Annotated in this window: 19 protein-coding genes and 1 pseudogene; 17 read left to right on the plus strand and 3 right to left on the minus strand. The window is 58.8% G+C overall.

Translation table 11 applies throughout. The features are described from left to right. Nucleotides 1-2: 2 nt before the first annotated feature. The 11 genes from urtC (at nt 3) to ACN6KF_RS29475 (ending at nt 9,112) form a co-directional block, all read left to right on the plus strand. A complete protein-coding gene (urtC, locus tag ACN6KF_RS29425; protein ID WP_434960427.1) occupies nt 3-1,097 on the plus strand; it encodes an urea ABC transporter permease subunit UrtC in 1,095 nt (364 codons plus the stop codon). A gap of 56 nt (nt 1,098-1,153) precedes the next feature. Next, entirely contained in the window at nt 1,154-1,891 is a 738-nt protein-coding gene (gene urtD / locus ACN6KF_RS29430) for an urea ABC transporter ATP-binding protein UrtD (RefSeq protein ID WP_434961340.1), read from the plus strand. After that, nucleotides 1,884-2,579: an urea ABC transporter ATP-binding subunit UrtE gene (urtE, locus tag ACN6KF_RS29435; protein ID WP_434960428.1), complete on the plus strand. Its 696-nt coding sequence runs from the start codon at nt 1,884-1,886 to the stop codon at nt 2,577-2,579. Before urtD ends, urtE begins: the two co-directional genes overlap by 8 nt. A 48-nt stretch (nt 2,580-2,627) precedes the next feature. After that, nucleotides 2,628-3,080 (plus strand): urease accessory protein UreE, encoded by a 453-nt coding sequence (gene ureE / locus ACN6KF_RS29440; RefSeq protein WP_434960429.1) that lies wholly within the window; start codon nt 2,628-2,630, stop codon nt 3,078-3,080. Next, complete coding sequence (locus ACN6KF_RS29445) at nt 3,077-3,763, plus strand: urease accessory protein UreF (protein ID WP_434960430.1); 687 nt, start codon at nt 3,077-3,079, stop codon at nt 3,761-3,763. The genes ureE and ACN6KF_RS29445 overlap by 4 nt, the downstream gene beginning before the upstream one ends. 24 nt (nt 3,764-3,787) lie before the next feature. Continuing rightward, entirely contained in the window at nt 3,788-4,483 is a 696-nt protein-coding gene (locus tag ACN6KF_RS29450; protein ID WP_434960431.1) for an urease subunit gamma, read from the plus strand. Between the two features lie 16 nt (nt 4,484-4,499). Then, entirely contained in the window at nt 4,500-6,212 is a 1,713-nt protein-coding gene (gene ureC, locus ACN6KF_RS29455; RefSeq protein WP_434960432.1) for an urease subunit alpha, read from the plus strand. Nucleotides 6,213-6,216: 4 nt separating this feature from the next. Further along, nucleotides 6,217-6,864 (plus strand): urease accessory protein UreG, encoded by a 648-nt coding sequence (gene ureG, locus ACN6KF_RS29460; protein WP_434960433.1) that lies wholly within the window; start codon nt 6,217-6,219, stop codon nt 6,862-6,864. Next, nucleotides 6,861-7,736, plus strand: a complete 876-nt coding sequence (locus ACN6KF_RS29465) for an urease accessory protein UreD (RefSeq protein ID WP_434960434.1) — start codon at nt 6,861-6,863, stop codon at nt 7,734-7,736. The genes ureG and ACN6KF_RS29465 overlap by 4 nt, the downstream gene beginning before the upstream one ends. A gap of 42 nt (nt 7,737-7,778) precedes the next feature. Continuing rightward, a complete protein-coding gene (locus ACN6KF_RS29470; protein WP_434960435.1) occupies nt 7,779-8,381 on the plus strand; it encodes a HupE/UreJ family protein in 603 nt (200 codons plus the stop codon). A 98-nt stretch (nt 8,382-8,479) separates the two neighbouring features. Then, nucleotides 8,480-9,112 (plus strand): helix-turn-helix domain-containing protein, encoded by a 633-nt coding sequence (locus ACN6KF_RS29475; RefSeq protein WP_434960436.1) that lies wholly within the window; start codon nt 8,480-8,482, stop codon nt 9,110-9,112. A 416-nt stretch (nt 9,113-9,528) separates the two neighbouring features. Here ACN6KF_RS29475 and ACN6KF_RS29480 read toward each other — a convergent pair whose 3' ends face one another. Continuing rightward, complete coding sequence (locus ACN6KF_RS29480; protein ID WP_434960437.1) at nt 9,529-10,122, minus strand: Urease operon accessory protein; 594 nt, start codon at nt 10,120-10,122, stop codon at nt 9,529-9,531. Nucleotides 10,123-10,359: 237 nt separating this feature from the next. Here ACN6KF_RS29480 and ACN6KF_RS29485 point away from each other — a divergent pair. Both ACN6KF_RS29485 and ACN6KF_RS29490 read left to right on the plus strand, forming a co-directional pair. Further along, nucleotides 10,360-10,452, plus strand: a pseudogene (locus ACN6KF_RS29485) (IS6 family transposase); the annotation flags it as partial. 209 nt (nt 10,453-10,661) lie between these two features. Beyond that, the gene (locus ACN6KF_RS29490) at nt 10,662-11,999 is read left to right on the plus strand and encodes a S41 family peptidase (RefSeq protein WP_434960438.1); all 1,338 of its coding nucleotides are present in this window, start codon (nt 10,662-10,664) and stop codon (nt 11,997-11,999) included. A gap of 265 nt (nt 12,000-12,264) precedes the next feature. Here ACN6KF_RS29490 and ACN6KF_RS29495 read toward each other — a convergent pair whose 3' ends face one another. After that, on the minus strand, nt 12,265-13,188 hold the full coding sequence (locus ACN6KF_RS29495; RefSeq protein WP_434960439.1) for a nitrilase-related carbon-nitrogen hydrolase: 924 nt from the start codon (nt 13,186-13,188) through the stop codon (nt 12,265-12,267). Nucleotides 13,189-13,539: 351 nt separating this feature from the next. Between ACN6KF_RS29495 and ACN6KF_RS29500 the strand changes: the two genes are divergently transcribed. Next, nucleotides 13,540-14,703 carry an extracellular catalytic domain type 1 short-chain-length polyhydroxyalkanoate depolymerase gene (locus ACN6KF_RS29500; RefSeq protein ID WP_434961341.1) on the plus strand — a complete coding sequence of 388 codons (1,164 nt, stop codon included), beginning with the start codon at nt 13,540-13,542 and terminating at the stop codon, nt 14,701-14,703. 260 nt (nt 14,704-14,963) lie between these two features. On the opposite strand, the gene ACN6KF_RS29505 is transcribed toward ACN6KF_RS29500, so the two are convergent. Beyond that, on the minus strand, nt 14,964-16,013 hold the full coding sequence (locus ACN6KF_RS29505; protein WP_434960440.1) for a LacI family DNA-binding transcriptional regulator: 1,050 nt from the start codon (nt 16,011-16,013) through the stop codon (nt 14,964-14,966). Between the two features lie 106 nt (nt 16,014-16,119). On the opposite strand from ACN6KF_RS29505, the gene ACN6KF_RS29510 reads away from it, so the two are divergent. The 3 genes from ACN6KF_RS29510 (at nt 16,120) to ACN6KF_RS29520 (ending at nt 18,420) form a co-directional block, all read left to right on the plus strand. Beyond that, nucleotides 16,120-16,956 (plus strand): phytanoyl-CoA dioxygenase family protein, encoded by an 837-nt coding sequence (locus ACN6KF_RS29510; RefSeq protein WP_434960441.1) that lies wholly within the window; start codon nt 16,120-16,122, stop codon nt 16,954-16,956. Nucleotides 16,957-17,683: 727 nt separating this feature from the next. Beyond that, nucleotides 17,684-18,136, plus strand: a complete 453-nt coding sequence (locus ACN6KF_RS29515; RefSeq protein ID WP_434960442.1) for a DNA-binding transcriptional response regulator — start codon at nt 17,684-17,686, stop codon at nt 18,134-18,136. 71 nt (nt 18,137-18,207) lie between these two features. Beyond that, on the plus strand, nt 18,208-18,420 hold the full coding sequence (locus tag ACN6KF_RS29520; RefSeq protein ID WP_434960443.1) for a hypothetical protein: 213 nt from the start codon (nt 18,208-18,210) through the stop codon (nt 18,418-18,420). Nucleotides 18,421-18,750 lie beyond the last annotated feature (330 nt).

An 18,750-nucleotide genomic window follows, 5' to 3' on the forward strand; every position in this document is an offset into this window, starting at 1 on the left:
GCATGACATACCGAAATATTTCCATTGCCGCCTACATAGTGTTCTTCGCGGTGGTATTCGCCCTCCCGTTCCTGCTCAGCAGCTTTTGGACCAACCGGGTTGCAACCTATCTCGTCTACGCAATCTGCGCCGTCGGTATAAGCCTGGCTTGGGGGTACACGGGAATACTCAGTCTGGGCCAGGGCCTTTTCTTCGGGATGGGCGCCTATATGCTGGCAATGTCGCTCACGCTGGCCGCGCCGGAAAACAACCCGGTGCCGGAGCTCATGTTGCTCAATATGCAGCCAGACGCCTTGCGCGACCTGTGCTGCGTGACTCCCGGCTCTTTTCTCTGGATCCCGTTCAGATGGCTCGCGATCGGGGTGATGGCAGGATTGCTGGTGCCGTGCGCCCTGGCTGCGGGGCTTGGCTATGTCATGTTCAAGCGGCGGACGACGGGCGTCTATGTCAGCATCATCACCTTGGCGTTTGCCCTGATCGGACAGTTGCTGGTGATCAACAATCAGCCCTTGACGGGCGGCTTCAATGGCCTGGCCAATTTTGCGCCCTTGACGATTGCCGGCTTTGAATTCGATCCTTACGGACCCAGTGTCTACTATGCCGTCGCCGGTGTGCTGTTCCTGGTCGTGCTCGGGCTGCGCCTGCTCCTTTCCGCCAGGATCGGACAGATTCTCAAGGCCATCCGCGAGGACGAGGCGCGTGCCCGCTATCTGGGCTATGACGTCGAGAGCTACAAATTGTTCGTGTTCTGCCTCTCGGCCATCATTGCGGGGCTGGCCGGCATGTTGTTTACGCTCACGGCAGAGTTCGCTTCGCCCTCCCTGATGGCGACCTCCTTCAGCATCTCGATGGTGATCTGGGCAGCAACGGGCGGACGGGCGTCGCTGCTCGGGGCCTGCATCGGCGCCTTGCTGGTGAACTTCGTCGGGTCCTACGCCAGCGAGAATGCGGTGTTTCAGCCGGTTTGGCCGATCATCCTGGGCGGATTGTTCGTTTTCGTGGTGCTGGTGATGCCCAACGGTATTGCGGGCGTCATCAAGGCGTGGCTCGAACGTTCACCTCGCAAGCGTGCCTCCGGGCGGGAGGCCTATCCATGAACGCCGTGACCAGAATAGCGGCCGCACAATCGAAGGCTACCAAACCGCCTATTCTCATGACTCGCCAACTCACCGTCCGCTTCGATGACTTTCCGGCAGTGAGCAATGTCGACCTGTCCATCGAAGACGGTGAACTCAGGGTCATTATTGGCGCAAACGGCGCCGGCAAGTCGACGCTGCTCGATCTGTTGTGCGGAAAGGTATTGCCGTCCGAAGGAGAGATCTGGCTGAACGACCGCAACATTACCGGCATTGGTGAGGCCGCGATTGCGCGCAGTGGTGTCGGGCGGAAATTCCAGACACCAACCGTCTTCAAGGAAATGACGGTGCTCGAGAACCTGCAGATAGCAAGCAACCGGTACGTCAAGGTTCGCGACAATTTGTTTCGGCGCTTCTCACGCCGGCCGACCGACAGGGAGTTGGCGGTCGCCGACCGAACGGGGCTGACCTCCTTCATGATGCGCCGGGCTGGGGAATTGTCCCACGGACAACTTCAATGGCTGGAACTCGCCATGGTCCTCAGCCAGGATCCCAAGGTCATTCTTCTCGACGAGCCAGCGGCGGGAATGACAGCCGCCGAAACCGACAAGACGGCCGAACTCCTGCTGTCGCTGGCTGGTGAACACACCGTGCTCGTCATCGAGCACGACATGGCGTTCGTTCGCAGGATCTGCCGCACCATTACCGTTCTCCATCAAGGCGCGGTCCTGGCGGAGGGAACGGCGGACGACATCGAAAAAAATCCCGCTGTCATTGAAGCCTATCTCGGTTCGGCGACGCTCAGCCATGCTTAAGATCAGCCACGTCAATGCCTTCTACGGCACGAGCCACATCATCCACGATCTCGACCTGGAGATCCGCAAGGGCGAGACCTTCTGCCTCCTGGGGAGGAACGGTGTCGGCAAGACCACATTGCTGCGCAGTCTTCTTGGAATCGGGGTACGCACCACGGGCAACATCCAATTTCAGGGCAGCGAAATCAGCCAATCTCTGACCCATGATCGCGCCCGGCGCGGAATTGGCTATGTGCCGCAAGGGCGGGAAATCGTTCCCGGCATGAGCGTTCTCGACAATATCCTTCTGGGCTGCAACGCGCGCACGGACGGCAAGGTCGAGGTGCCGCCGCTGGTGTGGAGTCTTTTTCCATTCCTGAAGGACCATCTCGGCCGTCGCGGAACCAATTTGTCGGGTGGCCAGCAGCAGCAGCTGGCTATCGCTCGCGCTCTCGCCACCGATCCAAGTCTCCTGGTCCTGGACGAGCCCACCGAGGGCATTCAGCCCAACATCGTCGAGGATATCGAGAGAGCGATCATCGCCCTCAACCGCGATCATGGCCTGACGATCATCCTGGTCGAACAGAAGATCCGCTTTGCTCGAACGGCGGCCCACCGCTTCGCCATCCTCGAAAAGGGGCGTGTCGCGGCGGCCGGACCGACCAGCGAACTCACCCAAGAAGTCGTCCATCGACACATGAGCCTGTAGCGCACCGCAAGGACAGGCGCTGCAACCAGACAATGGGAGGAACCCAGCATGCTTCGCATCGAGAGCCTTGTCGGCGCCAGCACGGATCCCGGCCTGCATGAGCATCTTCATCATCTCGAACATCACGGTGATCTGGAAGTGGTCAAGATCGCGGTCGGAGATCTCGATCGTCGACGCCTGCTCGCCCGGACCGAACGTGGTGAAGAACTCGCTATCGCGCTTCCGAGAGACCAGAAGCTGTTCGACGGGGCCGTGCTGCTCATGGAAGCGAAGAGAGCCATCGTCGTCAAAGCCGGCGAACAGCGCTGGCTCAGGCTTTCACCGCGTGCTGCCGAAGAGGCGCTGGAACTTGGATATCATGCCGGCAATCTGCATTGGCGCGTGCGTTTCGAGGGCAGGGACCTGCTGGTGTCGCTGGATGGCCCGGCCGCCAATTATATCGCGCGCATAGAACCGCTGGTTAGGAGCGGGCGTGTTCTCGCGGCTGAAGAGCAGCAATGAACACGGCCGATCCGGAGCAATTGCTGGTGGCTCTGCAGCACGCCGACAGCCAGTTCCCGTCGGGGGGCTTTGCCTTCTCACAGGGACTGGAAGCCTCCGCCCTTTTGAGAGAGATGCTGGGCGGTTGGGACCTGGCCGAGTTCGTGCTTATCCAACTCCGCCATCGCTGGGCCGGCGCCGATCGCGTCGCCTTGATCAGGGCCCATCGTTGTGCAGGCGAATTGTCGAGCGTTACCGAATTGGATCTCGAAGTCGAGGCGTCGACCCTCGTGGAAGGCCTCAGGATCGGTTCGCGTCGCAACGGCATGGCGCTGCTGACGACCCACGCGCGTATCGCCACGTCCAGAGCGTCGGACTATCGAACCTTGGTGCGTGACGGTTCCGCCTGCGGGCACCTGGCAGTCGTGCAGGGCCTGCTCTGGGGGGGGATCGGGCTCGACGAAACCGCGGCTGCATCGATGAGCGGCTATCAGGCTGCCGCATCGCTTAGCACCGCCGCGATCAGATTGGGCCTGATCGGCGCCATCGAGGCGCAGGCCATCCTCACCTCGGCCCTGCCGGTCATTGCTGCCATTTGCCGGGAACCGGTGGCTGCCAACGAGCCGATCCGTTCATTCAATCCGCTGACTGAAATCGCCGTCGCCTTTCAACGCGATGGCGGTCAGCGGCTGTTCTCCAATTAGCCCGATCAAGGAGGGAGCGCATTCATGTTGCTGACACCCACTGAATTGGAACGCCTCACCATCTTCACGGCCGCAGAACTCGCCCGCAAACGACGCGCCAAAGGTCTCAGGCTCAATTATCCGGAAGCCGTGGCCCTGATTTCCGACGAGATCCTCGAGGGTGCGCGCGAGGGGCGCTCTGTGGCGGAAATGATGGCGTTGGGGTCGCAAATTCTCACGCAGGACGATGTCATGTCAGGCGTAGCCGCGATGCTCCCCATGTTGCAGGTGGAGGCGACCTTCAAGGATGGCACCAAGCTCGTCACGGTTCACGACCCCCTGCGCCCCGCGCCCGACGGTCCTCACGACACGTTTGAGCCGGGAGAAATCGTCAGCGAAGAAGGCGAAATCGAGCTCAATGCCGGCCGGGAAAAGCGGTCGCTTCGGGTGGTCAACACGGGTGACCGTCCCGTGCAGATCGGCTCCCATTACCATTTCTTCGAGGTCAATCGGGCACTGGAATTCGACCGCGCCGCCGCCTTCGGCATGCGCCTCGACATCGCGGCTGGTACGGCGGTGCGCTTTGAACCTGGACAGGAAAGGGAAGTGGAACTCACCACCTTTGGCGGCAGCCAGACGCTCTCCGGGCTGAACGCGTTGTCCAATGGCTCGGCCCGGGATCCCAAAGTCAAAGAGGCTGCCCTGGAACGCGCCCGCGGCGCTGGCTTTCGTGGCGCTTGAAAAGGAGAAGACAGATATGGCCTCTCTCTCCCGGCGCGATTATGCCGCGATGTATGGACCAACCCTGGGCGACGGTTTCCGGCTGGGTGACACCTCGCTCATCGCCGTGGTCGAGAAGGACTACGCCACCTATGGCGACGAATGTCTCCACGGTGGGGGAAAGACATTGCGCGATGGTGCGGGTCTTGCCGCGGGTGTGACCAGCGCCGAAGGGGCGCTGGACTTTCTCTTGTGCAACGTCACCGTGATCGATGCCGTGCTCGGGATCGTCAAGGGCGATCTCGGCATCAAGGAAGGGCGCATTGTGGGCATCGGCAAGGCCGGCAATCCAGCGATCATGGACAATGTCGATCCTCGTCTGATCGTTTCGGCGGCGACGACGGTGCGCGATTGCGAGGGCCTCATTGCCACGGCCGGGGCGCTCGATGTCCATGTTCATTTCGACAGCGCCCAGCTTTGCGAACACGCAATCGCCTCGGGCATCACCACGATGCTGGGCGGTTCGCTCGGGCCCATCACCGTCGGCATCGATTGCGGCGGCGCCTTCAATGTCGGCAAGATGCTGCAGGCCGCCGAACAATGGCCGATCAATTTCGGTTTCCTCGGCCGTGGCAATTCGCACAAGCCCGCCTCGCTGATCGAGCAGATCGAAACGGGATGTCTCGGCCTCAAATTGCATGAGGATTGGGGCACGATGCCCGCCTCCATCGATACCTGCCTGTCGGTCGCCGACGATATGGACTTTCCTGTCCAAATTCATACCGACACGCTGAACGAGTCCGGCTTCCTGGAAGATACCCTGGCAGCCATCAAGGAGCGCACCATCCACATGTACCACACCGAAGGTGCGGGAGGCGGTCATGCGCCCGACATCATCCGCGTCGCCGGTGTGCCATGGTGCCTTCCATCTTCCACCAATCCCACCAATCCCTACACGGTCAACACCTTCGACGAACATCTCGATATGACGATGGTGTGCCATCATCTCAACCCGTCCATACCCGAGGACGTGGCCTTCGCGGAAAGCCGCATCCGGGCGCAGACGATCGCCGCCGAAGACGTCCTGCACGATATCGGCGCGATATCGATGCTGGGATCCGACAGCCAGGGCATGGGCCGCATCAACGAGGTCATCTGCAGGACCTGGCAACTCGCCGACAAGATGAAGCAGCAAAGAGGGCGCCTGCCCGAGGAGAAGACGCGTCTTGGCGACAATGAGCGGATCAAACGCTACGTCGCGAAATACACCATCAATGCGGCACGCACCTTTGGCATCGCAGACCATGTCGGTTCGCTCGAGGACGGCAAGATCGCGGATATCGTGATTTGGCGCCCGGCCTTCTTTGGCATCAAGCCCGAATTGGTCATCAAGGGCGGTTTCATAGCCTGGGGCGCGATGGGGGACAGCGCAGCCTCGCTGATGACCTGCGAACCTCTCTTGTTGCGTCCGCAATGGGGAGCGTTCGGACGGGCCAAACAGGCCTTGTCGGCCTGTTTCGTCAATCCGGCCGCAATCGACCGTGGGCTGGCCTCCACGCTCGATTTGAAGAAGGCGCTGTTGCCCTCCCGGGGATCGAGGCAGCTGTCCAAGAAGGACATGCTCCATAACGACGTCTGCCCCCAGATACGTGTCGATCCCCAGACCTTCGATGTCTTTGTCGATGGCGAGCTTGCCACATGTGAGCCGGCGCGGGAGCTGCCGCTGGCACAACGCTATATGCTGAGGTGACGCCATGGACGCGACATATCTATTGAAGGATCGGCCATCGACCCGCGTGGGCGCTGCCCGGGTTGGCATTGGCGGGCCGGTCGGGTCGGGCAAGACGGCGCTTATCGAACAGCTGATCCCTGCCTTTGCGGCAAGAGGTGTCTCGCTGGCGGTCGTCACCAACGATCTCGTGACGGCGGAAGATGCCGAGCGTCTGCGGCGTTCCGGCCTGATCGATCCGGCGAGGGTTGCGGCTGTCGAGGCCGGGGCGTGTCCGCACACGGTCATTCGGGAAGATCCCACTCTCAACATTGCCGCCGCCGACGAGCTGGAGCTGCTCTTTCCCGATGCCGAACTGATCCTGATCGAGAGCGGCGGCGACAATCTGGCCTCCACCTTCTCGCTGGACCTCGTCGATTGGTGGATGTTCGTCATCGACGTCGCCGGTGGCGACGACATTCCCCGCAAGAATGGCCCGGGCGTGCTCAAATGCGATCTGCTGGTGATCAACAAGAGCGATCTGGCTCCCTATGTCGGTGTCGATCTCGATCGCATGACAGGCGAGGCCGCTGCCGCCCGCCGTGGTCGCCCCCTGGTGCTGACCAATTGCCGCAAAGCCGAGGGCATCGATGCAATTGTCGATCGTATTCTGGCCGAAGTGTTGTTCCGATGACGCAGCATTGGCAGCCTCAAGCATTGCATCTCGACCCGGGCTTGCGGACAATGGCCGAGTCCCGCGGCCGCTTCGAACTGGATTTCGTTCGCCACGGCGCACGAACGACGCTTGCACGCCAATTTGTCTCCTACCCTTTTCATTTGACCCGGCCCTTTCGGCTGGATCCAGACATTCCGTCGCTACTCACGCTCTACCAGCAATCGTCATCCGGCGGCCTTTATCGAGGGGAGCGGCTCTCCTGCCGATTTCGCGTTGCAGCAGGTGCCGCCGCCCATATAACGACCCAAGCTGCCACGATCGTCCATGACTGCCAGGGCCAGCCCGCTCTTCAGAATACCGCCATCCGGGTCGAGAGCGGCGGTTTCCTGGCCTATGCGCCTGACCCGCTCGTGCTCTTTCCTGGTGCGTTTTTTGCAGCCGGGCTGGAGGCTAGCCTGGCCGATGACGCAGTCCTGTTCCTTTGCGATGCTTTCAGCATGCATGACCCCAGGGCCGAAGGGCGCTGTTTCGATCGGCTCAGTTCGGACGTGGTGATCCGGGATCGTGGCGGAAGGCTGGCCGTGCGGGACTGCTTCCAGCTCGTCGGCGATGCGCTACGCGATCGGGCTTCTCCGATGGGCCGCTGGCAGGTCATGGCAAGCTATCTCATTCTCGGGCCCTCCTCCCGTCTGCCGTCCCAAGCCGACCTGCAGAATTCGCATGTCGAGGGCGGCTCGATCATTGGTGTGAGTGCGCTCCCCAATGTGGCCGGCTGGGGCATTCGCTGCCTTGCCGCAGATGCGATTGCGGCTCGTAAGGCCTCCGATCGGCTGTTCTCACTGTGTTGCCAAGCCGTATTCGGCCATTCGCCCATGCCCCGGAGAAAATAACGCCTCGGGGACGTTGACTGATTTTATAAAGGAGACATGCCCATGAAATCCCGGTGCACCGCCCCATTGCTTGCCGCGATCCTTGTTGGCGCCATGACAGTCACGGCCAATGCCCATACGGGTGTTGGAGCGACCAGCGGGCTCGCGCATGGTTTCCTTCATCCTGTCAGTGGACCGGATCATGTCCTGGCCATGGTCACTGTCGGCCTGTTTGCTGCCCAATTGGGCGGGCGGGCAATCTGGCTCGTACCCCTGAGTTTTGTCTGCGTCATGGCATTCGGCGGCGCCTTGGGGCTTGTTGGCGTGACCTTGCCGTTCGTTGAACTGGGCATTGGTCTTTCCGTGGTGGTGCTGGGCGCGATCGTTGCTTTGCGATTGCGTGCTGCCACACCCATGGCGATGGCTCTTGTCGGCTTTTTTGCGATCTTTCATGGGTATGCGCATGGAGCCGAGATGCCAGAAAATGTCGGAGGCTTCACCTATGGCGTGGGTTTCGTGCTTGGAACGGCTTTGCTGCATGCAATTGGCGTGGGAACGGGCCTTGCAATCGGCAATCTGCGGGAGGGGCGGGGCGAGCTCATGGTTCGTTCCACGGGCGCTCTCATCGCAATTGCCGGCGTCGTTCTTCTCGGCGGTCTGGCTTAGACAGCCATGCGCGTCGCCGTTACCAAAGTTCTGATCACCGTCATCCATGGGCGTGACAAAGGCCCAGGCTATATCGGCCTGAGCCAATTGCTTCTTCCATGGATGAATTTGCAGCACCATTCGATCGGGAGGGTCGGTTGTCAATCAGGAGAAAGAAGGAACGCCTTCCGGTTGTAATTGGACGAGAACTGCGAGCCTGCAGAGAACGCGAGGGAATTTCGGCCGTCGACTTGGCTCGTGCAGCACGGATATCGGGGGGGACACTGTCAAAAATCGAGCATGGCACCATTACGGCGTCGCTGACAATTATACAGTCCCTCTCTCGAATTCTTGGCGTCTCTCTCTCCACGCTGATGCGGCGCGCCGAACAGCATCGAAGCGCCATATTCGTAAGGCGAGATCACGCGACTTCTCCCGTAAATCGTAATCTACTTGAGACGCGTGCAAGTTATCTACTTGGTGAAATCAATAATGATTCAAGTCGTTTTCAATTAAATTCGTCTATAATTCTCTTGGAAGATTGTGGTATTGGTTTCGAATTGGTGCAAAAGAAGGGAAATTTCCTCGTTTATGTGCTGGAAGGGGAGATGATATATCGGCATGATGCAAAGTATTATGCATTGACACCAGGAGATAGTTTATTCTTTGATGCGAGCTGGTTGCATGGACCGGATCGTGTTGTCAGTGGCCCAGCAATATTTTTGCAGGTACATTCCAATTTTGTAATATAACTTTTAATTCGGATTTGACAATTTTAACTTGGTATAAAAATTGATATGTTGGATTATTTGGCCAAAAAATTCTTTATGCATTGTAATTTTAATTTGGAATTAAGCTATCTGTCGATACTTTTTGTCTTTTATGCCCAATATATACTCAACAATGAGGTTCGCCGGGGCGGCTAAGCATGACTACGTCATGCTGGAGGCGACAAGGCCGCGGGCCTCGCAAGGATTCTTCCGCATGGGTGCTTAATAGGCAACGCGGACTCGGCTCGTGAGACCATTGGGATCGGCAAGCAGGACTGTCAGGAATTTCGTGCGTAGGTTGCTGCTTGACCGTCGGGCCGCCATGGCCCCGATGAACCACTCTCTGAAGAGTGCGACGAGTTGAGCTTGGAACATAGCCGCTCATGGGCTGGGCTCTCTTAAAGGCGAGTTACCCGACCAAGACGGATATAGTGGTCCACGAGGGTCTTTTCTGCAGAAAAAGGATGCCACTTCCACCCTTGGTGGGTAAAGCCTGCGAGAATGACAGGAAGGTCCGGGAAACGTCGGAGAACATAGTGGAGGGCAAGCATTCCGCTGCTCGGTACCACATAGCGCGGCGGGCCAAAATCCGCCAGATTGCGGTCGACTTGATCATGGATACTGTGATCAAAAACGACAAAATTCTTGCCAAGGGCGGCGGAATAGGCGGCGAACCTCGATGTGTGATCGTCGCAAAAGTCAGCAAGGCCGGGCCACTGATCTATGATGGAATCCCTTAATTCGAGAAATTTGGCTGGATTGCGCACGCACCAAAATTCGCGGGCCTCGCGGATCGCCAGATGGGATCGCCATTTGGCAGAGGTCGCCAACGAGCGGCCGGATCGGCCGGTATTGCAGACGGCTACGGCATGTGTAGGGCCCGGTAGCTCGCCATAAGACCGGCAGTCGTTGAACCGGACAACGAAGTTGGCCTGATCGATAAGGGACACGGCGTCAGGAGAGATGGGACCGTTGCCAACCAAGAGGATCATGCAGCAGCCAAATAAGACCGTAGCGCCCGACGACCGGGAACACGATAGCGCGAACTCACAGGATTGTGTCGCAAATTCACGGATGGAACGCAAACGCGTTTTCACCAGACACGTTTCAGAGAAACCACTTCGCGGTCGGAAGGCCTTGGTGCTCGGCCACCTCAAAGTCCGCCATGTCTCCGATGCGGACCCAAGCCGTGCCCAGCCTCAAATCGACTGCCAGCGCAGCGACAGTCTGGGATCGAAATGGTTCACATGATGCGGAAACGGCAGGCGAGGTATGCCTGTGATCCGGTGCGACTGCTCGCCAATCGGTTCGAATTCCTCGCTGACCGAATACCGTATCCGATGGCCTTTTTGTCCAAGCACGCGTTTGCGACGCAGCTCATTGGTTGGATGGCGCCGAACGAGCAACAAAATGCGGCCATAATCGAGGTATCATTTTCGCTGGCGCTTACCTGGGGCAAAGTGAAGTGGGGATGGAAGGCGCACCGAGTTCGTTTGGACTCAAGCTTGGCTTCCAACAGAAGAGTTCCCCCATGCGTAATCTTGCCCTCATGTTGACGGGAGCAGCCCTTGGCGCTCTCGGCACGGTCGCGCTGACGCAATCCCCTGTTTGCTTTGTCGGCCGTGCCCAGGCGTCCCTGGCGGATAGCTACAAGCAGCTCAACCTGTTCGGCGAGGTGTTCGAGCGGGTGCGTTCGGATTATGTCGAGCAGCCCGAGGATGGCAAGCTGGTGGAAGCGGCCATCAACGGCATGCTGACCTCGCTCGACCCGCATTCGAGCTATATGGATGCCAAGAGCTTCCAGGACATGCAGGAGCAGACCAAGGGCGAGTTCGGTGGCCTCGGCATCGAGGTCACCATGGAGGACAATGCTCTCAAGGTTGTATCGCCGATCGATGACTCGCCCGCCTCCAAAGCTGGAATCCTCGCGGGTGACGTGATCACTGCGCTCGATGGTGATGCGGTGCAGGGCATGGGCATGCAGCAGGCCGTCGACAAGATGCGCGGCGCCGTCAACACGCCGATCACGCTGAAGATCCTGCGAGCGGGCAAGGGAGCTCCCTTCGACGTCAAGCTCGTGCGCGACATCGTCAAGGTCGCGTCGGTGAGAGACGAGAAACTCGGCAATGATATCGGCTATATCCGCATCAGCCAGTTCACCGAGCAGACCTTCGACGGCCTGAAGAGAAGCATCGACAAGCTGAGCAAGGAAATCGGCCCGGACAAGCTCAAGGGTTTTGTTATCGACCTGCGTAACAATCCGGGCGGCCTGCTCGACCAGGCCGTATCCGTTTCCGGCGCCTTTCTGGGACGAGGAGAGGTCGTTTCGACGCGGGGACGCCAGGCCGACGACGTGCAACGCTTCACGGCGAGCGGCCCCGATCTCACCAAGGGCAAACCCATCGTGGTGCTGGTCAATGGCGGCTCGGCTTCGGCATCGGAGATCGTCGCCGGCGCCCTGCAGGACCACAAGCGCGCCACCATCCTGGGTACGCGCTCCTTCGGCAAGGGCTCGGTGCAGACCATCATTCCGCTGCAGGACAATGGCGCGCTGCGCCTGACCACGGCGCGCTATTACACCCCGTCCGGCCGCTCGATCCAGGCCAAGGGCATCGAACCGGAGATCGTGGTTCAGGAGAACGTGCCCGACGACCTCAAGGGCAGTGACCAGACCAAGGGCGAATCCGGTCTCAAGGGCCATCTGGCCAATCCGGATGCCGACAACAAGTCGGAGGAAGGCGGCTCCTCGGCCTATGTGCCCGCCAACGAGAAGGACGATACCCAGCTCAACAAGGCGATCGACCTGCTGCATGGTGCGCAGAAGAGCGCCTATTTCCCGCCGGATCCGAAGGCGGGCGTGCCGAACTGACGGGCTTTCAGCCCGACTCGGCTATCGCCTGCTCGATGGGCCGGTCCGGCAATGGCTTAAACAATGTTTTAGCGACCTCGTTTCGCTCGAAAAATTGCGCATCAATAAAATCAAGCACTTACAATCGCAGATTCAAATCAGGGGTTCCGTACCCTGCAACCAATAGCAGAAGCCGTTGATGGAAGGAGCTGAGAGAGGGAGAAGCGGCAAGGCCCAGGACTCGTTGATCAGAGCCAAATGATGACGGCCGCTTCGAATCGGAAAGCTACGACGCCGCCGGATCGTTGATAATAACATGGTCGGCCGACCATGAACTGGGCCACACCTCTGCCTCGGCAGCCCCGTGGCGCATCTTGCGGCAGTAGCCGACCGGCAAATCATGCGCGATGAGGATGGGGCTCAAGCCGGATGCGGCCGCATGCGGCCCGAGCGCCGCTGCAATGCCGGTGTAGCCGAGTGCCCCGTCGCACGGCACGTAAGCGCAAGCGCCGCCCATGACGACGTCGGTTGCCGGGTTGCTGCCTGGCGTGCCGACGGCGCCGACGACACAAACGACAGTCTGCAGTTCGGTCGCTCGCGCATAGGCACAGCTAAACACGCGGTAATAGCCCGAGATCAGTCCCGTCTTGGCTGGAATGAGAATCAGATCGAGGTCGAGTTTGCCGAGGCGGGCCCACAGCGACGTGAATTCCACATCGAGGCAGATCAGTATCGCAATGCGCAAGCCCACCCACTCGATAATCTCGACGTCGGTTCCAGGCGACAGCAGCCAGCCCTGCGGGTCCATCTCGCTCGGCGTAAGGCAGAGCTTGTCCTGGCTAACCTCGCGCCCGTCCGGAAGGAAAAGCCAGGCTCGGTTCGCGTAGCGCGTACTGCCTTTCTCGTCGATGAGTGCGTGCGGCATTGTACCCGGCAGCAGGGCCACATTGTAGCGCGCTGCGAGCGGGCGCAACATGACAAGCGCTTCCACGGCTTGCGCGGCGAGCCAGGGCAACTGATCTGGCACCGTAAGCCCGGGCGGAGAGAAACTGAGCCACTGCATACAGGCGAATTCAGGCAGAGCGAGGATTTGCGGTGTGGACGACGAGAATTCCATCATCTTCGCTTCAACGAACCCGACCCAGGCCTCCAGGCTAACAGCCGATACTTCAAGATTCGTAGCCCACATCGCGACGGATAACGTGTCCATGGTCCATCTCCTGCTGTCGAACCCGAACAATTCATGCGCTGGAGTTGTTATGGCTCTGTGTGAATAATGCCGGAATTATTTCCAGTCGCCGTTATTGCTGCCGGTGCGTCATATTTGCTCGAATGACCTCGGAAAGTGATATCGGATTAATCAAGCTAGGAACATGGCAAGAACGAGTCGATGGAGGTCGATGTCGGCATATTGCCGTCCCGGCTGGCAAAGGCAGCTCTCGTCTGGTGTTCATGGACGATTTCCAATCCAGTTTTTTTGTGCAATGCAGCAACGATATTGCTGCAGATGCGTTGTTCCCGTTGCCGTTCAATTCCGGGCGTCAAAACAGAGACAGCCACATTGCGAAAAATCTCCGATACGATCGCGCGCCTAAGCGCGTTGCACATGCAACGCTCCGTTCAAGCCCTGGACCATGGAAAGCAAGACCGCCTCAAGGTTCTGACGGACTTTGGCTCCAATTCGGGGGCGCTGAAGGGCAAATTCTACCTTCCGATCGACTTGCCAGAGAATGCGCCGCTTGTCGTCGTGCTCCATGGCTGCACCCAAAATGCCTCCGCATACGACCATCATTCCGGATGGTCTCGGCTTGCCGACGACGCCGGCTTTGCCCTGCTTTTTCCCGAGCAACAGCGTACCAACAATCCGAACCTTTGTTTCAACTGGTTTGAGCCTGGAGACACCAGGCGTAACTCCGGTGAAGCGCTCTCGATTTGGCAGATGATCGAGGCGATGGTCCTTACGCACGGAATCGATCGACAGCGCATCTTCGTCACCGGGCTTTCAGCCGGCGGCGCAATGGCGGGGACCATGCTGGCGACGTATCCGGAGGTCTTTGCTGGCGGGGCAATCATCGCAGGGTTGCCGTATGGCAGCGCGGCGACGGTCCCGGAGGCGTTCGATCGCATGCGCGGCCACGGTGGCCCGTCGGCGCAAGATCTGCAGCGGCTCCTCCATCGTGCTTCGGACCACCGTGGACCGTGGCCGAAGATATCGATCTGGCAAGGCACGGCCGACCACACGGTTGCCCCTTCCAACGCGGAAGCAATCGCCCTTCAATGGCAGGACGTGCACAGGTTGAAAAATACCCCGGCACGTTCGGAAACCACCGGTGCCCATGCAAGACAGGTCTGGTGCGATGCTTCCGGTGAGGCGGTCGTCGAGATCAGGATGATCGCGGGAATGGGGCACGGAACACCCGTCGGAGATGGCTTGGGCACTCCCGGACCCTACATGCTCGATATTGGCATCTCGTCCACGCGCGAGATCGCGCGTTTCTGGGGCATCGACGCGACGCAGATAAGCGATTCGACACCATCGAAGCCCATCGTGGCTGCAACAGAAGTGCCATCACCGAGCATGCCGTCGCCGGCCGCGGAAAAGAAGATGGCGAGGCTTCCAGCCCCGTCGGACGGTGGTCTATCCACACCTCGATTGGAGACAGACCGGCGGGGTGTACGCACGATCATCGAAGATGCGCTTCGGGCAGCGGGCTTGATGCGTTGATGTAGGCATCACGGTATAAATTGACCTCGCGCGTGCTCTGCGGCTGTTGTCTGAGCCTGAACGGGCAGAGTAGGGGGCTCTTGGGTTCGATGAGAGCCCGCGGATGGTCGGATTGGGCCCGATCTGAAAGTCGCCGAACGTCCCAGGATGCGGGCGTAGCTTCCCTGAGGCAATGGATATGCCGTGGATCAACCGATGAAATCCACGGCATGATGCAGACAGACATGCCCCAGTCGCGCCTGGGCTGACCGGGCGCGATGTCATGGCTTGCGAGCTGCTGGTCTACCTGATGACGCCCGCTCGATCAGAGTGCATCCGACCTTGTGAATGCGGTGAGGCGACGATGTGGTCTTGTTTGCGAGTTGCCCGACGGCCCAGGCGCCCATCGGACGATGCGGAAGCTCAAGCGTGGTCAGCTGGGGCCGCAGATGCCGTGACAGCTCGTCATCGTCAAATCCGACGACGGAAAGATCATCCGGAATACGCAATCCGGCCTCGCCGATCGCAGTAAAGCAGCCCATGGCCATTTTGTCGTTCTGGCAGAAAATGGCAGTCGGTGGCTCCTCGAGCGACAGGAGTTTCTGCGTCGCCTCGAAGCCGGATGTCGGTGTCCAGCTCCCCTCGACGACCAGCCGGCCGTCGTAAGGAAGGCCAGCCTCCGCCAGCGCCCCTCTATAGCCGGCGAGCCGATCCTGAGCGGCCTCCATGAAACTCTCTCCAACGATTGTGCCGATGCGCCTGTGCCCTTTCTTGATTAGTGAGCTGGTCGCCATTCGCCCGCCCGTCATCTCATCGGGGACCACCGCTGGAAAGCGGTCATCGTCGGTATAGCAATTGAGCAAGACCAGGGGGACGGGAAGAGTGTCAAAGGCGTGATCCAAGGAGACCCGACGTGTGAAGATCGACATATAAACAATGCCTTGCGCGCCGGCCTGCAGAAGCCGAGCCAGCGCTTTGCGCTCGTGCTCCGCCCGGCCTTGGGTTTGCGCCACGAGAATGGTCACGTCGTTTTCCCAGGACGCGTGCCGGGCGCCCTCAATGGCGTTGACCGCTTCCGGCGTTGTCGCCAACTGGTCCACAATGAAGCCGATGCAACCGCCTCGCAGGTCTTCGAGACCCGCCCGCCGGATCGGACTTCCCATTCCGTAGCCAAGGGAGCTAGCAACATTCAACACCCGCTCCCGCAGTTCGGGAGAGATCTTGATGTCCGTGACGCTGTTCAGAACGACGGATACCGTCGCCTGCGAGCAACCGGCCGCCTTCGCCACGTCCATCATCGTCACGCGCTTGGTGGTCTTCCGGCTATTCACGTGTCCCCCGTTCGGACCTCGATCGTACATGAACTAATAAAGTTCGACCATTGACTAATAATTATTAGTGGCGGTAGTGTTGGAAAAATTGGGAGGAGATGGCTCCATGACCGCGCAGCCCTCGTACAAATACGACATCGCCTCTCAGGTGGCGCAACTTGCCGAGGACGGCATTATCGGACTGAAAGGGGCCTTCAGCCCCGAATGGGCTGACCACATGCGGGAAGACATGATGACGGCGTTCTGGTCAGCCATTCAAAGGCCCGGCGGCGCCGTCGGTCGCGGTCCGCGCCGCTGGTATGTCGAGATACACCCGCAGGCGTTTGGCGGTTTTGTGGACCTCATCGTCCACCCATGGGTGGTGGATGTCTGCACCCATGTCCTGGGGCCTGATTACCAGATCGTGGAAGTTGGCTTCGACGTGCCGTTCCAAGGTGCAAAGTACCAGCCCTGGCACCGTGACTTTCCCTCGCCTGTCGACACCTATCGCGATCGAAAAATCACCTCGCTCGCCTTCAACCTCACCGGCGTCGACGTCACCGAGGATATGGGGCCTTTCGAAGTGGCGCCCGGAACGCAATATGACGACGGCCGCGAATGGAAGCACGAGATGTTTCCGGACAAGTCGCTCTGGAGCCGTTTCCAGGAGCGTGCGACCCGCAAATATCCTCAGCGTGGCGATGTCTCCTGTCGGTCTGCCCTGACGGTCCACCGAGGAACAGAGCACCAGTCGCCCATCGCGCGGCCCGTCATGGTCCTCGGCGTCGATGCACCAGGGGCCGGACATGCCGAACTGCATGACATGATGGTCACCCGCGACTGGTATGACGCGTTGCCGGGCATTGCGAGAAAACATCTCGTCTGCCGGGTCGTGGATGAGTTGGTGCCGATCAGCCAGAAGCACGATATCGAAGGTCTCGTGATGGGAGCCGATCCGACCTGAAGACAGCCCTCAGCGCGGGTGGATCAACCAGCCCGCCATTTTGGTGTCTCGAACTCTGTGGTAGAATGTCAAGAATACCGGGCTGCATTGACGCCCACCACAGAACGACGCCAGGCTATGCTATCACTTCTTTTTTGGAAGAATAGTGCTGACCGGCGTCAGCGTTCCTCGCGTCAGTAATGAAGTTGCGGCAGCGGGGGCTGCCGGCTTGGCAGCCTTTGGCTTGCGAGTTTCCCGATTGCCGCGTTTTTGTCCCTTGGCCATTCCTGTCGCCCTTTGTCAGCCGCATTTTGAATTTCTTGCGCAGAAACACAAAGCCCTGCGATCTTTAAAATCCAAAATGGTGCGATGGTTTCGTTAGTTATGTTACATCATATTTCACAATTATATTCGTAAATGAACGCAAAAATCATGCCAATTGACAATTGAAATAGGCAATTTACGTTTTCACTTAGGTAGTTATGATTACAAAAATTAAAAGGGGAGGAGGATATATTATTTTGTTTATTTTAAATTCATGAAAAATACCTTGATATTGAGGTGGATCCGTGTAAGGTTTCACTGCTGCATTTTCTGGCCTCCGTGGCCAGAGGTGCCACCATATGTGAGGTCAATCGGGCTTCACGTGCTGCGCCACCGGTTTTTGCAGCGGGGACCAGCCAGGGCAAATTACCTGCCGTCGCCACGCAACAGGCCCATCCCGGCCCTCGTATCGACAGGCTTTGATATGCCCACCAGCACCACCATCGCCGCGGTGAATCATCGCCGCCGGCATTCGGACAGGCCTTTGCAATTGGCCTCATCTCCCTTGGTTCTACTCGTGGAGCACGAACTCGCTTCGCGTGTGAGCAGTGCCAACGAACTGCTGGATGAAGGCTACGATATTGTCGAAAGTGAAAGTGCCAGCGAGGCTATGAGCATTTTGCGGAGTCGCAGCGACTTCGATGCGATGATTGGTGACATTGACGCGGAGCATGCTCCTGGTGGGCTGGCTCTTGTTCGCTACGCGGTAAATCACCATCCGTCGATGAAGATCCTGGTCCGGTCCGCCTGGCCGGATGCCCAAGCGGAGTCGGGCGAGATCGATACGGATTTTCTGCCGAAGCCATATCCCGCGGGTGACCTCGTCCGGCGCATGCACGGCCTGCTCGGCTATCGGCTTGCGCCGGTACGTGAATAATCCGTCTGCACCGCAAGGTTCTCCCGTGACGTGGAACCCCCTATCGAAATCTAAAACGACGAAGGAAATCCATGATGGTTACAGATGTGAAGCCGATCTACAGCAGTTCAAACGGGGATCGTTGGGTTCTGGTCCACGACATCGAATCCGGCCGATCTTTGGTCAGGCATGAACCGAACCCGTCTTCGGGCGGGAAAGCAGTCGAGATCGATGTTGACGATTTCATTCTGCGCGATGGTGAGAGCCCACAAGGGATCGCGTTGCGAGCATTGCTGAGCAAATAATTCTTCGTTCGGGTAGCCCGAAGAGAAAAATTCAGGACACGGGCATCGGATCGGAAAAATTAATTGCGAGTCTCGATGTGAATTTGATCCATCAAGTCGATCATAAAACCTCAATATTGCGATATTTTTGTAGTTCTATTTTTATAATTTATCGCTAGTTCGCCGTTCGATTCAATTCAGAATCGAAAATTTTTTCAAAAATGCTGTTAATACATTGATATAAAGTCCCGAAAATATTCGCGATTGATCGTCTAATCTGAACGGAAACAATAGCAGGCGCTAGCCACGGATGGACTAGCGGGCGTTTGCTGGCATGTCATTTTGGATGAG

The organism is Labrys methylaminiphilus subsp. lupini, assembly GCF_051161885.1.
GTDB lineage: Bacteria > Pseudomonadota > Alphaproteobacteria > Rhizobiales > Labraceae > Labrys.

Excerpts from the sequence above, each read along its gene's own strand:
- urtC (WP_434960427.1), top strand. The coding sequence starts at position 3 with ATGACATACCGAAATATTTCCATTGCCGCCTACATAGTGTTCTTCGCG.
- urtD (WP_434961340.1), top strand. The coding sequence starts at position 1,154 with ATGACTCGCCAACTCACCGTCCGCTTCGATGACTTTCCGGCAGTGAGC.
- urtE (WP_434960428.1), top strand. The coding sequence starts at position 1,884 with ATGCTTAAGATCAGCCACGTCAATGCCTTCTACGGCACGAGCCACATC.
- ureE (WP_434960429.1), top strand. The coding sequence starts at position 2,628 with ATGCTTCGCATCGAGAGCCTTGTCGGCGCCAGCACGGATCCCGGCCTG.
- ACN6KF_RS29445 (WP_434960430.1), top strand. The coding sequence starts at position 3,077 with ATGAACACGGCCGATCCGGAGCAATTGCTGGTGGCTCTGCAGCACGCC.
- ACN6KF_RS29450 (WP_434960431.1), top strand. The coding sequence starts at position 3,788 with ATGTTGCTGACACCCACTGAATTGGAACGCCTCACCATCTTCACGGCC.
- ureC (WP_434960432.1), top strand. The coding sequence starts at position 4,500 with ATGGCCTCTCTCTCCCGGCGCGATTATGCCGCGATGTATGGACCAACC.
- ureG (WP_434960433.1), top strand. The coding sequence starts at position 6,217 with ATGGACGCGACATATCTATTGAAGGATCGGCCATCGACCCGCGTGGGC.
- ACN6KF_RS29465 (WP_434960434.1), top strand. The coding sequence starts at position 6,861 with ATGACGCAGCATTGGCAGCCTCAAGCATTGCATCTCGACCCGGGCTTG.
- ACN6KF_RS29470 (WP_434960435.1), top strand. The coding sequence starts at position 7,779 with ATGAAATCCCGGTGCACCGCCCCATTGCTTGCCGCGATCCTTGTTGGC.
- ACN6KF_RS29475 (WP_434960436.1), top strand. The coding sequence starts at position 8,480 with ATGGATGAATTTGCAGCACCATTCGATCGGGAGGGTCGGTTGTCAATC.
- ACN6KF_RS29480 (WP_434960437.1), bottom strand. The coding sequence starts at position 10,122 with ATGATCCTCTTGGTTGGCAACGGTCCCATCTCTCCTGACGCCGTGTCC.
- ACN6KF_RS29490 (WP_434960438.1), top strand. The coding sequence starts at position 10,662 with ATGCGTAATCTTGCCCTCATGTTGACGGGAGCAGCCCTTGGCGCTCTC.
- ACN6KF_RS29495 (WP_434960439.1), bottom strand. The coding sequence starts at position 13,188 with ATGGACACGTTATCCGTCGCGATGTGGGCTACGAATCTTGAAGTATCG.
- ACN6KF_RS29510 (WP_434960441.1), top strand. The coding sequence starts at position 16,120 with ATGACCGCGCAGCCCTCGTACAAATACGACATCGCCTCTCAGGTGGCG.
- ACN6KF_RS29515 (WP_434960442.1), top strand. The coding sequence starts at position 17,684 with ATGCCCACCAGCACCACCATCGCCGCGGTGAATCATCGCCGCCGGCAT.
- ACN6KF_RS29520 (WP_434960443.1), top strand. The coding sequence starts at position 18,208 with ATGATGGTTACAGATGTGAAGCCGATCTACAGCAGTTCAAACGGGGAT.